This is a genomic window from Bacillus sp. FSL M8-0166 (genome assembly GCF_038008825.1).
Classification (GTDB): Bacteria; Bacillota; Bacilli; order Bacillales; family Bacillaceae; genus Bacillus; species Bacillus safensis.
The window spans coordinates 192380-208889 of record NZ_JBBOZZ010000001.1; the positions used below are offsets into that span (position 1 = coordinate 192380).

At 42.2% G+C, this 16510-nt stretch carries 18 protein-coding genes and 2 other annotated features; of the genes, 17 read left to right on the forward strand and 1 reads right to left on the reverse strand.

All coding sequences use genetic code 11. The features are described 5' to 3' along the window. Positions 1-117 precede the first annotated feature (117 nt). The 10 genes from NSS92_RS01045 (at position 118) to NSS92_RS01090 (ending at position 10215) form a co-directional block, all read left to right on the forward strand. A complete protein-coding gene (locus tag NSS92_RS01045; RefSeq protein ID WP_267587147.1) occupies positions 118-1140 on the forward strand; it encodes a glyceraldehyde-3-phosphate dehydrogenase in 1023 nt (340 codons plus the stop codon). A 234-nt stretch (positions 1141-1374) separates the two neighbouring features. Beyond that, on the forward strand, positions 1375-1755 hold the full coding sequence (speD, locus tag NSS92_RS01050; protein WP_003216492.1) for an adenosylmethionine decarboxylase: 381 nt from the start codon (positions 1375-1377) through the stop codon (positions 1753-1755). 183 nt (positions 1756-1938) lie between these two features. Then, positions 1939-2325 (forward strand): cytosolic protein, encoded by a 387-nt coding sequence (locus NSS92_RS01055; protein ID WP_267587148.1) that lies wholly within the window; start codon positions 1939-1941, stop codon positions 2323-2325. A gap of 4 nt (positions 2326-2329) precedes the next feature. Continuing rightward, positions 2330-2788 (forward strand): transcriptional regulator NrdR, encoded by a 459-nt coding sequence (gene nrdR / locus NSS92_RS01060; protein WP_003216720.1) that lies wholly within the window; start codon positions 2330-2332, stop codon positions 2786-2788. 101 nt (positions 2789-2889) lie between these two features. Continuing rightward, entirely contained in the window at positions 2890-4314 is a 1425-nt protein-coding gene (locus NSS92_RS01065) for a replication initiation and membrane attachment family protein (RefSeq protein ID WP_340869873.1), read from the forward strand. 16 nt (positions 4315-4330) lie between these two features. Continuing rightward, positions 4331-5260 carry a primosomal protein DnaI gene (gene dnaI / locus NSS92_RS01070; protein ID WP_340866765.1) on the forward strand — a complete coding sequence of 310 codons (930 nt, stop codon included), beginning with the start codon at positions 4331-4333 and terminating at the stop codon, positions 5258-5260. A 33-nt stretch (positions 5261-5293) separates the two neighbouring features. Further along, positions 5294-5932: a TVP38/TMEM64 family protein gene (locus NSS92_RS01075; protein ID WP_340866766.1), complete on the forward strand. Its 639-nt coding sequence runs from the start codon at positions 5294-5296 to the stop codon at positions 5930-5932. A 60-nt stretch (positions 5933-5992) separates the two neighbouring features. Continuing rightward, a complete protein-coding gene (gene ytxC / locus NSS92_RS01080) occupies positions 5993-6862 on the forward strand; it encodes a putative sporulation protein YtxC (RefSeq protein ID WP_267587150.1) in 870 nt (289 codons plus the stop codon). Between the two features lie 43 nt (positions 6863-6905). Further along, positions 6906-7152, forward strand: a binding site (T-box leader). 45 nt (positions 7153-7197) lie between these two features. After that, the gene (thrS, locus tag NSS92_RS01085; protein WP_340866767.1) at positions 7198-9138 is read left to right on the forward strand and encodes a threonine--tRNA ligase; all 1941 of its coding nucleotides are present in this window, start codon (positions 7198-7200) and stop codon (positions 9136-9138) included. 156 nt (positions 9139-9294) lie between these two features. Then, positions 9295-10215, forward strand: a complete 921-nt coding sequence (locus NSS92_RS01090) for a methyl-accepting chemotaxis protein (RefSeq protein ID WP_267587151.1) — start codon at positions 9295-9297, stop codon at positions 10213-10215. Between the two features lie 52 nt (positions 10216-10267). On the opposite strand, the gene NSS92_RS01095 is transcribed toward NSS92_RS01090, so the two are convergent. After that, complete coding sequence (locus tag NSS92_RS01095; RefSeq protein WP_267587152.1) at positions 10268-11047, reverse strand: HAD family hydrolase; 780 nt, start codon at positions 11045-11047, stop codon at positions 10268-10270. A 177-nt stretch (positions 11048-11224) separates the two neighbouring features. Here NSS92_RS01095 and NSS92_RS01100 point away from each other — a divergent pair, with 177 nt between their 5' ends. The 7 genes from NSS92_RS01100 (at position 11225) to rplT (ending at position 16469) form a co-directional block, all read left to right on the forward strand. Then, positions 11225-12982 (forward strand): sensor histidine kinase, encoded by a 1758-nt coding sequence (locus NSS92_RS01100; protein WP_340866768.1) that lies wholly within the window; start codon positions 11225-11227, stop codon positions 12980-12982. After that, positions 12979-13716: a LytR/AlgR family response regulator transcription factor gene (locus NSS92_RS01105; protein WP_267587154.1), complete on the forward strand. Its 738-nt coding sequence runs from the start codon at positions 12979-12981 to the stop codon at positions 13714-13716. The genes NSS92_RS01100 and NSS92_RS01105 overlap by 4 nt, the downstream gene beginning before the upstream one ends. Positions 13717-13853: 137 nt before the next feature. Further along, positions 13854-14297, forward strand: a complete 444-nt coding sequence (lrgA, locus tag NSS92_RS01110) for an antiholin-like murein hydrolase modulator LrgA (RefSeq protein WP_024425718.1) — start codon at positions 13854-13856, stop codon at positions 14295-14297. A gap of 14 nt (positions 14298-14311) precedes the next feature. Continuing rightward, a complete protein-coding gene (lrgB, locus tag NSS92_RS01115; RefSeq protein WP_024425719.1) occupies positions 14312-15007 on the forward strand; it encodes an antiholin-like protein LrgB in 696 nt (231 codons plus the stop codon). Between the two features lie 128 nt (positions 15008-15135). After that, positions 15136-15267: a sequence feature (ribosomal protein L20 leader region), on the forward strand. 70 nt (positions 15268-15337) lie between these two features. Further along, the gene (gene infC, locus NSS92_RS01120) at positions 15338-15853 is read left to right on the forward strand and encodes a translation initiation factor IF-3 (RefSeq protein WP_024718649.1); all 516 of its coding nucleotides are present in this window, start codon (positions 15338-15340) and stop codon (positions 15851-15853) included. A gap of 24 nt (positions 15854-15877) precedes the next feature. After that, a complete protein-coding gene (rpmI, locus tag NSS92_RS01125) occupies positions 15878-16078 on the forward strand; it encodes a 50S ribosomal protein L35 (RefSeq protein ID WP_003216324.1) in 201 nt (66 codons plus the stop codon). A 31-nt stretch (positions 16079-16109) separates the two neighbouring features. After that, positions 16110-16469 (forward strand): 50S ribosomal protein L20, encoded by a 360-nt coding sequence (gene rplT, locus NSS92_RS01130; RefSeq protein ID WP_003216409.1) that lies wholly within the window; start codon positions 16110-16112, stop codon positions 16467-16469. The last annotated feature ends 41 nt before the right edge of the window (positions 16470-16510 follow it).

Sequence of the window (16510 nt, forward strand, 5' to 3'; positions counted from 1 at the left end):
GAACAGCCCTTTTTAGAAAATATACGTTTATATACTGGCAATTACATTCTAATGTGATATACTAATTTCATAAATAAATTTATTGAGTATAACACATAATAGAGGAGTGACCTGTTCATGAAGGTAAAAGCAGCGATCAATGGGTTTGGCAGAATTGGACGCATGGTCTTCAGAAAAGCAATGCTTGATGATCAAATTCAAATTGTAGCGGTGAACGCAAGCTATCCTGCTGAAACGCTAGCACATTTAATTAAATATGATACAAATCATGGACGATACGAATGTGATGTGACAGCAGAAGATGACGCCTTGATTGTGAATGGCAAAAGAGTGCTTTTGCTTAATAATAGAGACCCAAAGCAGCTTCCATGGGGAGAGCTTGGGATTGATATCGTCATTGAAGCAACAGGTAAATTTAATTCAAAAGATCAAGCGATGGGCCATATAGATGCCGGAGCGAAAAAAGTCGTTCTAACAGCTCCAGGTAAAAATGAAGACATTACGATTGTAATGGGTGTCAATGAGGATGATCTTGATCCTGAAAAGCACGTCATTATTTCAAACGCATCTTGTACAACAAACTGTTTAGCACCAGTTGTGAAACTGTTAGATGATGAATTTGGCATCGATAACGGTTTAATGACTACGGTTCATGCTTATACAAATGATCAAAAAAATATCGATAACCCGCATAAGGATTTGCGCCGGGCAAGAGCATGTGCTCAGTCCATCATTCCAACTACGACGGGTGCCGCTAAAGCGCTTTCTTTAGTGCTTCCGCACATGAAAGGGAAATTGCATGGACTTGCACTTCGCGTGCCTGTCTCCAATGTGTCGATGGTTGATCTTGTCGTTGACTTGAAAAAAGATGTCACAGCAGAAGAAGTCAATGCAGCCTTCTCAAATGCATCCAAAACATCTCTTGCCGGTATTTTAGATTACACAGATGAGCCGCTTGTTTCTACGGACTTTAACACGAACCCTTATTCAGCAGTCGTTGATGGACTGACAACGATGGTAATGGAAGGGAGAAAAGTGAAAGTTCTTGCATGGTATGACAATGAATGGGGTTATTCATGCCGAGTGGTTGACCTTGTGAAGTATGTCGGTGCACAGATGAAAGAGCTGTCTGCTGTTTGAAATGAAGAAGACGAACGTCCCTTTTCAAGAAATGAGAGAAAATCCCACTAAAAACACAGCTTGCAAAATGGGTCTAAACAAAGTATACTATTTTTCGTGAACTTCTTGTTCGCAGACTCATTCGGGTATACTTAAAGGGTTAGGACCTCTTAGGACTAACTTTCCCCCGTGGTATATGTCCGGTCCGGCTGCTTAGAACTTCACTCTTTCATTCTTGTTTAAGGGGGGTCCATGATGGAAACAATCGGACGTCACGTTATCTCCGAACTATGGGGATGCGACTGTGATAAACTGAACGACATGGATTTTATTGAAAAAACGTTTGTAAATGCAGCTTTGAAATCAGGAGCTGAGGTAAGAGAGGTTGCTTTTCACAAATTTGCACCTCAAGGAGTAAGTGGAGTTGTCATAATTTCTGAATCTCATCTGACAATTCACAGCTTTCCTGAACATGGTTATGCGAGCATAGATGTTTATACTTGCGGCGACCTAGATCCGAATATTGCAGCAGATCATATCGGAGATGAATTAGGTGCTGAAACAAGAGAAAACATCGAAATTCCTCGAGGCATGGGACCTGTACAAGTGAAACAGGCACAAGCCAAAGCACTGTAAACATAAAAAAGATTGCAATGGGAGCTGGCCAAAAGCATTGAATGCCTTTGTGTTATGCTCCTTTTTATATTTATTTGATAAAAAATCCAACATTCCCCAGCTTGTCTATACTTTTGTTCTAGGAAAACAAAGGTTTTTTTTATAAAATAAAGAAAGAGGCATTATGGCAAAGGGGATACGTGTATGACTTTAGGACAAAAGTTTAAACGGTTCATGTCAAACCATACAGAAACAGCTGACGAACATCCAGTGTCAGAACTGAAAAGCCATTACTACAAATCGACGAATGCACAAGTTTTTCAAGCGTTGGAAGCTATGCTTTCCCGAAGCGATTCCTATCAAGTGACATCTGTTTCAGCAGAACGAGGTGAAATCAGCGCAAACATACGATTGCCGAAAAAAGCCTTTCTCGTGGCGACTGTCATTTCAATTCGTCCTTTTGAAACAGCTGTCGATTTTAATGTGACAACAGAAACGGCCCTGCCAACAGATTTCGGCTATAGCCAGAAGACCGTTCTGTCCCTTTATGATGAACTAGACAAACAACTTCCAAGAATAGATCGGAGCTGATGAAATGAAATGTCCCACATGTCAGCACCTTGGCACAAGGGTGCTTGATTCAAGACCAGTAGATGAAGGGAAATCCATCCGTCGTAGAAGAGAGTGCGAAAGCTGTCAATATCGCTTTACGACGTTTGAGAAATTAGAAGAATTACCGCTGATTGTTGTGAAAAAAGAAGGGATTCGAGAAGAATTCAGCCGGGAAAAAATGCTGAGAGGCCTCATCAAAGCGTGTGAAAAGCGTCCTGTCGCTTTAAAGCAGCTGGAGGATGTCTGCTTTAATATCGAAAAAGAACTGCGCAATCAAGGCATGTCAGAAGTGAAAAGCGAGCTTGTAGGTGAAATGGTGATGGACGAGCTGGCAAAAATTGATGAAGTGTCTTACGTCAGGTTTGCCTCGGTTTACCGGCAGTTTAAAGACATCAATGTCTTTATTGATGAATTAAAAGATCTATTAAAGAAAGAACGCTAAAAAGAGCTGGAGATTCTTCATGCTCTTTTTCCTGCGTAAAGCGTAAAACGTAAAAAGAGTGTACAATGGAAACAATCGCAATTCATGGGGAGGATCAGCATATGACAGAGCATTGGAAGGAAGTGCTAGCCGTCGATCCGTATGTCGTCAAAAGCGCTTCATTGCTCGGTGACATCGATAGACAGCTCATCACTCTTTTATATCAGCCGCTTATTGGCATGTCCGCTTTCAGCTTATACATGACGCTGTGGGGTGAGCTGGAACAAAATCGTATGTGGGGGAAACCTGCACCTCATCGGCAGCTCATGGTCATGCTGCAGACGAATTTAAATGATATTTTTGAGGAACGTTTAAAGCTTGAAGCGATCGGCTTACTCCGCACATATGAACAGGAAACGGAAGAAGGCAGACTGTTTACATATGAGCTTGTACCGCCGCTAAGACCGGATGAGTTTTTCCAAGATGGTATGCTGAATGTCCTGCTGTACCATCGTGTAGAGAAAGCAAAATATATGCAGCTTCGTGATTATTTCTCTTATCCGGGTGTTCCTGCAGAAGCAAAGAACATTTCACGGTCATTTGAAGAAGTCTTTCACGTATTGCAGCCAGGCGAACGCAAGATGACAGAAGAAATTCATCAGGCGTCATCACTTGATCAAGGCTATGAATATGTGACCGTTGGATCGAGTCAGCCGGCACCGCTCTCAGACGAATCCTTTGATTTCGATCTATTATTAGCGGGTATGTCTGACATGATGATTCCAAGAAAGGCTTTGACAAAGCAGGTAAAAGAAACAATTAAGAAGTTAGCTGCTGTATACGGCATCACCCCGCTTCAAATGCAAAATATTGTAGCAGGTGCATGCGGTTCAGATCAAATGATCTCAACAGAAGAACTAAGAAAAGCAGCCAGAGACTGGTACCAAATTGAATACAGAGGCGAACAGCCAAAACTGATTGATCAAAAACAGCCAAGACACTTGCGCCAAGATGCTTCAAAGACGCCGGCAACAGATACTCCAGATGCAAAATTGATTGAAAAGCTGGATCATATTTCGCCTAGGGAGCTGCTAAAAGACATGGCAGATGGCATTGAGCCAACGTATGCCGACTTAAGGATTGTCGAAGATATCATGCTCGAGCAGCAGCTAGAGCCAGGTGTCATGAATGTTCTCATCTACTATACATTACTCAAAACAGATATGAAGCTGTCGAAAACATACATGCAAAAAATCGCCGCTCATTGGGTGAGAAAGAAAATCAAAACCGTAGCAGCGGCCATGAAAATTGCCAAAGAAGAGAACAGACAAATGACAGAGTGGGCGCAGCAGAAAAAGCAGCGCAGCACATATGGTTCAGGAAAAGTCGTCAGGGAAGAGAAACTGCCTGACTGGATGAAAGAAACCGAAACAAAAGAACAGCCGGCAAAAGAGCAAACGGACAGTCTGTCTACAGAAGACCTCGAACGAGAAAAAGAAAAACTGTTAGATCAGTTTAAAAATATGAAAAAGTACAATGCACATTAAGGTGAGGTGAGATGGGATGAAACCGATCGGTCGTTCATTTGAACAGCTAAAAGGACGAGTAGATTTTCGCGTGAGATACAATCAGATTAAAGAAAGTGTGTTATCTGATAAAGATGTGAAGGCCTTTTTACAGGAGCATCAAGAAGAGATACATGAAGACATGATCAATCGCAGCTTGAACCGGCTCTTTGAATATGTGCAGCAGTCGAAGGGCTGCTCTTATTGCTTAGATGACGAAAACGTCAATGCCATTTTAGATGGGTATCACCCGAAGCTTGTGATCAAAGGTCAGAGTATTGATATTGAATATTCCCCTTGCCTGGTCAAGCTGCGGCTCGATAGACAGAAAAAACAGCAAGAGCTGATGAAAAGCATGTATATTCCGCAAAATGTCCTTCAAGCGACGTTCGCTGATCTGAACGTTGTGGGAAGACAAGAGGTCATCCAAAAAGTAGGTCAATTCCTCCAAAGCTATGATGAGACTGGAAAAGGAAAAGGCTTGTATTTACACGGAAAGTTTGGAGTCGGAAAAACGTATATACTGGCAGCTATTGCGCAGCAGTTAGCGGAGAAAGAATACCCTTCTCTCCTTGTTTACGTGCCTGAATTTGTGAGAGAGTTAAAAAATTCATTAGCCGATCATACGCTAGAAGAAAAGCTGAATATGGTCAAGTCCACCCCTATTTTAATGCTTGATGATATTGGGGCAGAATCGATGACAAGCTGGGTGCGGGATGAACTGCTCGGAACGATTTTACAATACCGTATGGCAGAGCAGCTGCCGACGTTTTTCTCTTCTAATTTCTCACCAAGTGAGCTGAAGCATCACTTTACGTACTCGCAGCGGGGGGAAAAAGAAGAGGTCAAAGCCGCTCGTTTAATGGAACGGATTCTCTATTTAGCAGAGCCTGTCTTGCTCGAAGGAGAAAACCGCCGTCATTTATAAAAGCGTATGTCACCTGAAGGAGGAGCAAATGAAATGAACAAAAGAAAATGGCTGCTTTTTCTTGTGATTGGCATTCTTGCTGCTGCGCTGTGGTGGCTGAATAAACAGCATCTTCAGCTGGCGCCGAAAGATGTGAAGAATTGGGTGCTTCAATTTGGGATGCTGGCTCCCTTTGTTTTTCTTTTCTTATCTCTTTTTCGCCCGTTTGTTCTCGTCCCGATTACGGTCTTTTCGCTGGCAGCAGGTTTGGCATTCGGGAGTGTCCTTGGGACGATTTATGCTCTCATTGGGGCTACAGCTGGGGCAACAGGTTCTTTCCTCATTGCTTCAACCTTTCGAGCAAAAAAGAAGGAAACGGAAACAAACAGCCGGAATCTGAAAGCGGTGACGTCCCGTATTCAGGAGCATGGATTTCTTTATATTTTGTTATTGCGTATTGCACCGATTCATTTTGATTTTGTCAGCTATGCGGCAGCCGCTTCACGTGCAAATTATCGTGCATTTGTGGCAGCCACCTTTTTAGGCTTAATACCGGGTACAATTGCGTTAAATGTTCTCGGCTCAAGCTTTGTCAGCGGTAATTATGCCGCCTTAGCGGTTGTTTGTTTGATTTATTTGATCTTTATCTCTGTTCCACTCATTTTAAAAAGAAAGATGCCTGATTTATTTTAGGCGTCTATTTTTTATGTTCTCCCCATATATATGTAACAGATGTCGTTAGGGGGGACAAACATGCTTGAAATAATCTTTGAAGATGAATATGATACCGCCGCTTTTTTACATCTTGCTGAACACTTGGACAGTCGGCATCACATGTCAATTCAACAAGGGAAAGACCGGCTTCTCATAGAGGCGAAGGAATCAGAAGAAGCACTTGAGCACATTGTGCGGCAATTATTGGTTCACTTTTTTTTGGAATGCAAAGAAAATGAGCGCATGCGCAGCATCCTTGAAAACACCTATTTATTTAAAGATCCTGAAGAGCAGCACCAAATTCTTTCCATCGCTCACAGTATCATGAACGGGGACTTAGATGATATTCCCGGCATTCATCAAGACCCGTCAAGAGAAGCCCTTTTAAAAAAGGAGCTTGAGGCGATTTCTTTACAGCAAGGTGTTTTTTCAATTGGTTCATTTATGACATTTAGGCTGTCAGAATATGACCGAAGGCTGAAGAACTATGTTGAAGTGTCCATTGAAGAATACAAAATGGAGCAAGAGTATCAAAATTTCATTCAATCGCTTCGAGACTATGTGATGGCAAGAGAGCCTAGGCTCGAAAAAGTACATGTTGTGCATCAGGACCGCCTGGTGATTTGGGAATTTCGCTACGCTTCTGAGCGTGATCAAAAACAATACATAGACAGACAGTTTGTAAGAGAGCATCCAATGTATATTGATTCGCAGCTGATTGCACCGCTCGTCTCCATTGCACCGCAAAAAATTGACCTGTTTACAAATGATACAGGTCACTCGATGGTGCAAACCATTCAAAATATTTTTCAAGAAAGGGTCGAAGTGTTCCCGTCTCATTCATTCCAAGAGCAGAATGTTCAATTTGTACATGCTCATTTCAACAAGAAAAGTGAAAAGCTTTCTTGATTTTCACGAAAAAACGTTTTATAATACGGTGTAACTTCATACAGAGACCGTATTGATAAGGACATGAACGAATGAACGCCCGCTTAAAGAGAGGGAAGCCGCGGCTGAAAGCTTCCTAGCAGAGGACCATTTGCTTTACCACCTTTGAACATCAGCTGTGAACTTTTTAGTAATGGCTGACGGGAATTCCCGTTATCGAAACACAAGCCGTATTTGCTTATGAAAAGTAAGCTGCAAATACGGGAAAAAGGGTGGAACCACGATTCCGTTTATTCAACCTCGTCCCTTTCCAGGGGGCGGGGTTTTTATATTGCCAAAAAAAGGAGTGACCAGAGATGTCAGAACAAATTCAACTTACATTTCCAGATGGAGCAGTCAAGGAGTTTGACAAAACAGCTACAACAGAAGACATCGCGGCATCAATTAGCCCGGGCCTAAAGAAAAAAGCACTTGCCGGTAAATTGAACGGTAAAGAAATAGATCTGCGTACGCCGCTATTAGAAAGTGGAACAATCGAGATCATCACAGATAAAAGTGAAGAAGCACTCGACATTATGCGCCACAGCACAGCACATTTGCTAGCGCAGGCGATCAAACGCCTTTATGGAAAAGAGCATCACGTTCAGTTTGGCGTAGGTCCTGTCATCGAAAATGGCTTCTATTACGATGTGGACATCGATGTTGCCATCACACCTGAAGACTTACCAAAGATTGAAAAAGAAATGAAGAAAATCATTAACAGCAATCTGTCAATTGAGCGAATTGAAGTATCAAGAGAAGAAGCGAAAAAGCGCTTTGAAGCGATTGGTGATGAATTGAAGCTTGAACTGTTAGAGGCGATTCCAGAAGGTGAAGCTGTGACGATTTATGAGCAGGGTGAATTTTTTGACCTCTGCCGCGGAATTCACTTGCCGTCTACAGGGAAAATCAAAGAGTTTAAACTGTTAAGCCTTGCAGGTGCATACTGGAGAGGTGACAGTAACAACCAAATGCTTCAGCGTATTTACGGAACAGCTTTCTTCAGCAAAGAAGATTTAAATGAGCACTTACGTCTGCTTGAAGAAGCGAAAGAACGCGATCACCGTAAGCTTGGAAAAGAGCTGAAACTGTTTGCGAATTCCCAAAAGGTTGGTCAAGGTCTTCCGCTTTGGCTGCCAAAAGGCGCAACGATCCGCCGCGTCATTGAGCGTTACATTGTCGATAAAGAAGTGCGTCTTGGCTATGAGCATGTGTACACACCAGTTCTTGCGAATGTTGAATTGTATAAAACATCAGGACACTGGGCGCATTATCAAGAAGACATGTTCCCAGTGATGGAAATGGACAACGAAGATCTTGTTCTTCGTCCGATGAACTGTCCGCACCATATGATGATTTACAAAAACGAGCCGCACAGCTATCGAGAATTGCCAATTCGTATTGCAGAGCTTGGTACAATGCACCGCTATGAAATGTCAGGTGCCTTATCCGGCCTTCAGCGTGTTCGCGGTATGACATTAAACGATGCACACATCTTTGTTCGTCCAGATCAGATCAAAGACGAGTTCATCCGTACAGTTCGCTTAATTGAAGAAGTGTATCAAGACTTTGGCTTGAATGACTACACATTCCGCTTATCTTACCGTGATCCAGAAGATACTGAGAAGTATTTCGATGACGATGCGATGTGGAATAAAGCACAATCGATGCTGAAGGATGCAATGGACGAGCTTGGTCACGACTACTATGAAGCAGAAGGCGAAGCGGCATTTTATGGTCCGAAGCTTGATGTACAAGTGAAGACAGCTCTTGGAAAAGAAGAGACATTATCCACTGTACAGCTTGATTTCTTACTTCCAGAACGCTTCGATCTCACATACATCGGAGAAGATGGAAAGCACCATCGTCCAGTCGTCATTCATAGAGGCGTTGTTTCTACAATGGAACGCTTTGTTGCCTTCTTAATTGAAGAGTACAAAGGAGCCCTTCCAACATGGCTGGCACCTGTACAATTCCAAGTCATTCCAGTTTCACCGTCTGTTCATTTAGACTATGCGAAAAAAGTGCAAGAACGTTTGCAGCTTGAAGGTCTTCGTGTAGAGCTTGACAGCCGCGATGAAAAAATTGGGTACAAAATTAGAGAAGCGCAAATGCAAAAGATTCCGTACATGCTTGTCGTCGGAGATCAAGAAGCAGAAAATGGCGCTGTCAATGTAAGAAAATACGGGGAACAAGATTCAGAAACAATGGATCTTGAAGCCTTTGTGAAACATGCAGTAGCAGAAGCAAAAAAATAATAAGCAGCCAGTGATTCTCTTTTGATCACTGGCTTTTTTCTTTTTGGAAAACATCCTCCACTAGTGATCCAATTCCTAAAAAGAGACGTTTAGATAGTACAAAAGTAAGGGTAAGTATGTACTATTGGTTCGAGACAAATTGGGGGAATGAAAGCGATGATGCAAACAACAAACAATTTATCTTCACATGTATTGGAGCAATCAGCTGTTCTTCGTGCATTAGAGCACTCGCTGGCAATGATTGAATTTAATGTGACAGGTGAAGTTCTATGGGTGAACGATATTTTTGCAAAAGCCATGGGATATTCTAAAGAAGAGATGATTGGTCTTAAACATAGACAGTTCTGTCCTCCGCATATTACAGAACACACAAGCTATCACATGTTTTGGAAGCGTTTGAGAGAGGGTCAAGTTTTTCAGGAAAAGGTGCAGCGGATCACAAAAAACGGCAGCAGCTTATGGCTTGAAGCGACATATTCACCTGTTCGAAATGAAGAAGGAACTGTAGTGGGTGTTGTGAAAGTGGCGACAGATATTACGGAGAGAGAACACACAATGAAGCAAGTCGTAGAAGACTTAAAGGAGATGTCTGCGAAATTAATGGAACGAGCAGAAGTTGGCATTCAGCATAGTCAAAGTGTCAATGCCTCCTTTGATCATATAGCAAACGAAACTGATCAAAATATGAGCTTGCTAAAAGGGTTAACGGAGCAGGTAGAGTCCATCAGCTCCATTGCGGCAACCATTAACAGCATTTCTTCACAAACCCAGCTGCTTGCCTTAAATGCGGCAATAGAAGCGGCACATGCAGGTTCCTATGGAAATGGCTTTAGTGTAGTGGCAGCAGAAATTCGAAAGCTTGCGACAAATTCAAAAGAAGCAATCGTCAAGGTAGATCAATATGTGAAGGCGATCCATGCAGAAGTAGAGAGGGTCAGAAGCGGAACAAGCCGGGCAAAGACAACCGTGTTTACTAACCGGGATCTTGTGAAGCAGGCAAGCGAGGAATTCATCATTGTCGGAGAAGCAGCACGCGGCTTAGACCGGCAAGCGCAAAGTCTAGCAGCAATCATTTAGCTCTAAGAATACAAAAACACCCAATCTCGTCAGGAGAAGGGTGTTTTTTGTTCTATTTTAATATATCAAACAATTCATGTAAGTCTTTGATTTCATAATCAGGCGTCACATCTGTTTCATTTTTCTTGTCATGGCGATTGATCCAAACGGTTTGGATGCCAACGCGAGATGCGCCGAGAATATCTGTTTTCGGATTATCTCCAACCATGATCACTTCGTCTTTTGTTAAGTTTAACAGCTGAAGGCAGTGCTCAAAGATACCTGGATCAGGTTTGCCTTTCCCGTAATCTCCTGAAATCACAATTTCGTTAAAATAAGGGGCAAGCTCAGGAACACCTGCCAGTTTCTCCTTTTGAAGGCTAGGATCTCCGTTTGTTAAAAGGAGCAATTCGTAGCTGCCTTTCAGGCGGTTTAAAACAGGGTATGTTTCTTCATAGACATATGGGCGTTTTCTGCGCTCTGCTGCAAAGAAATCAGCCAAATATTGTCCAAATGCCTCATCGTCAATTCCCGCTGTCTTTAAGCCATTGGTCCAAGCGTTTTTGCGATACTCTGGGGCAAGGGCGTTCAGCTTTTGAAAGCCTTCGCTAATCGGTTCACTAAAATTTGACCACAGTCCTTCGAAAGGATTAATGCCGATCATGACAGTATAATCATATGTTTCATAGGAAGAGTACAGTTTTCTTGCTTCTTCACGTACAATCTGTTCAAACGATTCTGGATCAAGTCCATATTTCTTTTCCGCTTCCCGGCAAGTTTCCTGAAAAGTTGTGTGAATGCTTTTTTCATCCCAAAGCAAAGTATCATCTAAATCGAAAAATACGGCTTTCATGATCTTCTCCCTTGTTATGTATGTGTTACCTTCAATTGCAAGTGACAGGCTCATGTTCATTTTACAATAGAAGAAGAGGGCAATAAAGAAAAGATTTGAGAGATATTTGATCATTGACCGCACATGATAGAATAGAAAGACAGTAGATATGACATACATCATTTGAGGTGGGCCGGTTTGCTTCATTTAATTATCATGATGATCGAGCGTGTGGGGATCATCGTTATTTTAGGATTTGTGCTTGCCCATGTGAAGGGCTTTCGCAATCTATTGCTTCATAATCAAGGGTTTCGGAAAAAGGCAATTCTTGTCTTCATTTTTGCTTCTTTTAGTATTATCAGCAATTACACAGGAATTGAAATTCAGCAGCAAATTGTCATGAATCATGAATTTTCTTATCATCTTGGCTCGTCAAGCTCTATCGCCAATACGAGAATTATGGGGATCGAAATGGGTGGTTTGATCGGGGGGCCGTTTGTAGGGATTGGCGCAGGGCTTTTAGCTGGAATTCATCGCTATTCCTTAGGAGGAAGCACCGCGCTCAGCTGTGCGATTTCTTCCATTTTAGCGGGTGTCATTGCAGGCTATGTCGGCAGCAGGTTTAAGCGGCGGAATCGAATGGTGACACCTCGCCAAGCAGCCCTTTTTGGTGTGGCGATGGAATCATTGCAGATGATCATTATCCTTCTGTTTGCAAAGCCATTTGCGGATGCATGGGGGCTTGTCAGTATCATCGCCCTGCCGATGATCTTTGTGAATGGCATCGGCAGCTTTATCTTTTTATCTATTTTACAGTCAGTCATTCGGCAAGAAGAGCAGGCAAAGGCGATGCAGACACATCGTGTATTTTCGATCGCCGATCAAACACTGCCTTTTTTCCGCCAAGGGTTAAATGAACAGTCATGTAAAAGTGTGGCGGAGATCATTCATCGGTTAACCGAAACAGATGCGGTCTCCTTAACAGACACAGAAAAGATTTTAGCGCATGTCGGAGATGGAACAGATCATCATATTCCATCTAAAAGCCTGATTACAGGGCTGTCGAAACAAGTCTTGATGAGCGGCAAGATTATGAAGGCACATTCGAAGGGAGAAATCAATTGTTCAGTCGCCCATTGCCCTCTTGAAGCGGCAATCGTGCTGCCGCTCACTTCTAACGGTCAAACGATCGGAACGTTAAAAATGTATTTCAATTCTCCGGTCGGATTAAGCAGGGTGGAAGAGGAGCTTGCAGAAGGTTTGGCGATGCTGTTTTCTACACAGCTTGAGCTTGGGGAGGCCGAAACCCAAAGCCGCCTGCTAAAAGATGCAGAGATCAAAGCACTTCAAGCACAAGTAAACCCGCACTTTTTATTTAACGCCATTAATACCATCTCTGTTTTATGCAGAACCAATGTGGAGATGGCAAGGAAGCTGCTGCTTCAGCTAAGTATTTATTTCCGTTCAAATATGCAAGGCGCCCGCCAGCTGCTGATTCCAATGCAGAAGGAGATTCAGCATGTGGAGGCATATATGTCACTTGAACAAGCAAGGTTTCCAAATAAGTACCATGTGACCTTTCAAATTGAAAAGGAGCTGGAGCAGGTGCTGATTCCGCCCTTTGTGCTTCAGGTGCTTGTTGAAAACGCAGTGAGACATGCTTTTCCTAAACATCAAACGAATTGTGAAGTCATCGTATCCGCTTTGATGAAAGATGGGCATGTTTATATGAAAGTGACAGATAATGGACAGGGGATTGAAGATGATAAGATGGCTAAGCTATTAAAAGCGCCTGTCGAATCACTAGAAGGAACAGGGACAGCCCTTTTTAATTTAGATCAGCGGTTAAGAGGGATTTTTGGCAGACAAGCCGCTTTATCCATTCATAGTGACCAAGGCACTGACATCTCATTTCGCATTCCGATGGACTATGTAAAAAAGGATGATTCTCGTTGATGAAGGTATTAATCGTAGATGATGAAGTGTTAGCAAGAGATGAATTAAAATACTTATTACGAAGAACGAAAGAGGATGTTCAAATAGAGGAAGCAGAAAATATAGAATCTGCGTTTGACCGAATGGTCGACCATAAGCCGGATCTGCTCTTTTTAGACATTGATTTATCTGGTGAGAACGGATTTGATATTGCGAAAAGGCTCAACCGGATGTCTGATCCGCCAGCGGTTGTATTTGCGACAGCCTTTGATCAATATGCGCTGAAGGCGTTTGAGGTAAGTGCCCTTGATTACTTAACAAAACCATTTGATGAAGAGCGGTTGCTCCAGACCATTCAAAAGTTTAAAAAATGGAAATCTGTTGAAACGCAAGAGCACCAGCTGTCAGATGAGAAAGCACCCCACCAGCAAAAATTAGCCATCTCAGTCGATGACTCAATTGTGATCCTGCAAGTTGAAGAGATCATGTATGTAGGACTCAGTGAGGGGAAAAAGGTCGTTAAAACAAAGGATCACATGTATGAGGTCACAGAACCGCTTGTGGTCATTGAAAAGAAACTTCCTGAGGCTTACTTTATGAGGGTCCATCGCAGCTATATCGTGAATACCTCTCATATGAAAGAAGTACAGCCGTGGTTTAATTCGACGTATAATCTGCATATGACAGACGGGTCGATCATTCCTGTCAGCCGCACATATGCCAAAGAATTAAAGAAGTCACTCCTGCTAGAGTAGGAGGGCTTTTTTTGTTTGTATTTCAATACTCGTTTTTTGCATTTCAGTCAATGAATCCAGCGAGTTTTATTGTAAACGCTTCATTCATTTATTTCATGACTTATACTGAGGGCAGTCGAAGAAAGAGGTGAAGGGGCATGAGTGCCACGAAAGTATATGGATTTCTATCTCAAGCATTTATTTTTGCAACCGTAATGTTCGTTTCTAATCTCATTTCAATGTATTTACCGATTCCGATGCCCGCATCCGTCATTGGTTTGGTTCTATTATTTGTTTTGCTGACAACGAAAATCGTTAAACTGGAGCAGGTGGAGCAATTAGGTACATCATTGACAGGACTCATTAGCTTTCTATTTGTTCCCTCTGGGATATCAGTTATTCAATCACTAGGTGTCATGCAAGAAGTAGGTGTGCAAGTAGTCGGCGTCATTATCATTGCAACCATTATGTTACTTGCAGCGACAGGGCTGTTTTCGCAGCTTCTCATGCAATTATCAGAAAGACCGCAGAAACGTAAAGAGACAAAGGAGAGTAAATCTGCTCCTTCTCATTCAAATAAACCAGCTTCAAGTACGCATTAAAGGAGAGATGCAAAATGGGTACAAGTACAATGAGTCCTTATTTTGGCATTGTCGTCTCATTAGTCGCCTTTGGGATAGGGACATTCTTATTTAAAAAATCAAAAGGTTTCTTCTTGTTCACCCCGCTGTTTGTGGCGATGGTACTGGGCATTTTATTTTTGAAAGTTGGCGGTTTTTCATACGCAGATTATAATGAGGGCGGCAAGATTATCAAATTTTTCTTAGAGCCTGCCACGATTGCTTTCGCTATCCCGCTTTATAAGCAGCGAGCCTTGCTTAAAAAATATTGGTGGCAAATTTTATCTGCTATTTTTGTAGGTTCACTTTGTTCCATTACGATCGTATATCTCGTAGCAAAAGGGATTCATTTAGATGCGGCTGTGATGAAAAGTATGCTTCCACAAGCAGCGACAACAGCGATTGCTCTTCCGATTGCAAAAGATATTGGCGGAATCGCAGATATCACAGCCTTTGCGGTCATATTTAACGCAGTCATTGTCTATGCACTAGGTGCCTTCTTCTTAAAATTGTTTCGCATTAAAAACCCAGTGGCAAAAGGTCTTGCACTTGGTACATCAGGACATGCGCTTGGGGTTTCAGTTGGAATTGAGATGGGAGAAGTAGAAGCAGCTATGGCAAGTATCGCCGTTGTGGTCGTAGGAGTTGTGACCGTTATCGTCATCCCAATCTTTATGCAGTTGATTCTTTGATGGCGTCATTGTGTGAAAAAGTCTTGCCCAATTCGTCTCATCATGTTAAACTGAAAAAGTTGTTTCAAGAGTTCGGTTACTTGACGGACGAATGAAAATTGTGTAAAATAATTAACGAATTGAATAGATATCACAAGCAGAAGCACCCGCTTCTCACCTGATTGACACATGTTTGTAGTTGACAGGTTGACCGTACATTTATTTTTTCATGCAAATGTTCGCAGTGTGGGTGTTTTATATGCCCACACTTTTTGTTTGCCTGTAAAACATACAACGAAATGGTCAAATGAATTGTGAACTCAATTCAAAATCTCATGGAGGTGGCTCACTATTAGCAAAGATCAATTAGTTAATGAAGGTATTCGTGCGCGTGAAGTTCGTTTGATCGGACAAAATGGCGATCAGCTTGGGATTAAAACCCGCCAGGAAGCTCTGGAAATTGCTACGAAAGCCAATCTTGACCTTGTGTTAGTTGCTGCAAATGCAAAACCACCTGTTTGCCGAATCATGGACTATGGTAAGTTCCGATTCGAACAGCAGAAGAAGGAAAAAGAGGCACGTAAGAATCAAAAAATCATTAGCTTAAAAGAAGTTCGGTTGAGCCCGACAATCGATGAACATGATTTTAACACGAAGCTCCGTAATGCAATCAAATTCCTTGAAAAGGGAGATAAAGTGAAAGCTTCTATCCGCTTTAAAGGCCGTGCAATTACGCATAAAGAAATCGGACAGCGCGTGTTAGACCGTTTCTCTGAAGCTTGCGCTGAAGTAGCAACAGTAGAAACAAAACCTAAGATGGACGGACGCAGCATGTTCCTCATGCTTGCACCAAAAGTCGAAAAGTAAAGTAACAGAGGGAGGAAACATCCAATGCCAAAAATGAAAACTCACCGCGGATCTGCTAAACGTTTCAAAAAAACAGGTTCTGGTAAACTTAAACGTTCTCATGCGTACACAAGTCACTTGTTCGCTAACAAATCTACAAAGCAAAAACGTAAATTGCGTAAGAGTGCAATCGTAAGTGCTGGAGATTTCAAACGTATCAAACAACAACTTGCAAACATTAAGTAATTTGGAATAGGAATCATAGGAGGGAATTACAATGCCAAGAGTAAAAGGCGGAACTGTGTCGCGTCAGCGTCGTAAAAAGGTTCTTAAATTAGCAAAAGGTTATTTCGGTTCAAAACATAGATTATACAAAGTAGCAAACCAACAGGTGATGAAATCTGGAAACTACGCTTTCCGTGACCGTCGTCAGAAAAAACGTGACTTCCGTAAACTATGGATCACTCGTATCAACGCTGCAGCTCGTATGAACGGTCTTTCTTACAGCCGTTTAATGCATGGCTTAAAGCTTTCTGGTATCGAAGTAAACCGCAAAATGCTTGCTGACCTTGCTGTGAATGACCTAAGTGCATTCAATCAGCTTGCTGATGCTGCAAAAGCACAACTAGACAAGTAAGTTCTATAAAAGATCATTCCTTCGAGGGGTGATCTTTTTTT

Coding starts and splice junctions, on each gene's coding strand:
- NSS92_RS01075 (WP_340866766.1), top strand. CDS start 5,294: ATGAACAAAAGAAAATGGCTGCTTTTTCTTGTGATTGGCATTCTTGCT.
- rplT (WP_003216409.1), top strand. CDS start 16,110: ATGCCAAGAGTAAAAGGCGGAACTGTGTCGCGTCAGCGTCGTAAAAAG.
- dnaI (WP_340866765.1), top strand. CDS start 4,331: ATGAAACCGATCGGTCGTTCATTTGAACAGCTAAAAGGACGAGTAGAT.
- rpmI (WP_003216324.1), top strand. CDS start 15,878: ATGCCAAAAATGAAAACTCACCGCGGATCTGCTAAACGTTTCAAAAAA.
- thrS (WP_340866767.1), top strand. CDS start 7,198: ATGTCAGAACAAATTCAACTTACATTTCCAGATGGAGCAGTCAAGGAG.
- NSS92_RS01095 (WP_267587152.1), bottom strand. CDS start 11,047: ATGAAAGCCGTATTTTTCGATTTAGATGATACTTTGCTTTGGGATGAA.
- lrgA (WP_024425718.1), top strand. CDS start 13,854: ATGAGTGCCACGAAAGTATATGGATTTCTATCTCAAGCATTTATTTTT.
- NSS92_RS01045 (WP_267587147.1), top strand. CDS start 118: ATGAAGGTAAAAGCAGCGATCAATGGGTTTGGCAGAATTGGACGCATG.
- lrgB (WP_024425719.1), top strand. CDS start 14,312: ATGGGTACAAGTACAATGAGTCCTTATTTTGGCATTGTCGTCTCATTA.
- NSS92_RS01090 (WP_267587151.1), top strand. CDS start 9,295: ATGATGCAAACAACAAACAATTTATCTTCACATGTATTGGAGCAATCA.
- NSS92_RS01055 (WP_267587148.1), top strand. CDS start 1,939: ATGACTTTAGGACAAAAGTTTAAACGGTTCATGTCAAACCATACAGAA.
- nrdR (WP_003216720.1), top strand. CDS start 2,330: ATGAAATGTCCCACATGTCAGCACCTTGGCACAAGGGTGCTTGATTCA.
- speD (WP_003216492.1), top strand. CDS start 1,375: ATGGAAACAATCGGACGTCACGTTATCTCCGAACTATGGGGATGCGAC.
- ytxC (WP_267587150.1), top strand. CDS start 5,993: ATGCTTGAAATAATCTTTGAAGATGAATATGATACCGCCGCTTTTTTA.
- NSS92_RS01065 (WP_340869873.1), top strand. CDS start 2,890: ATGACAGAGCATTGGAAGGAAGTGCTAGCCGTCGATCCGTATGTCGTC.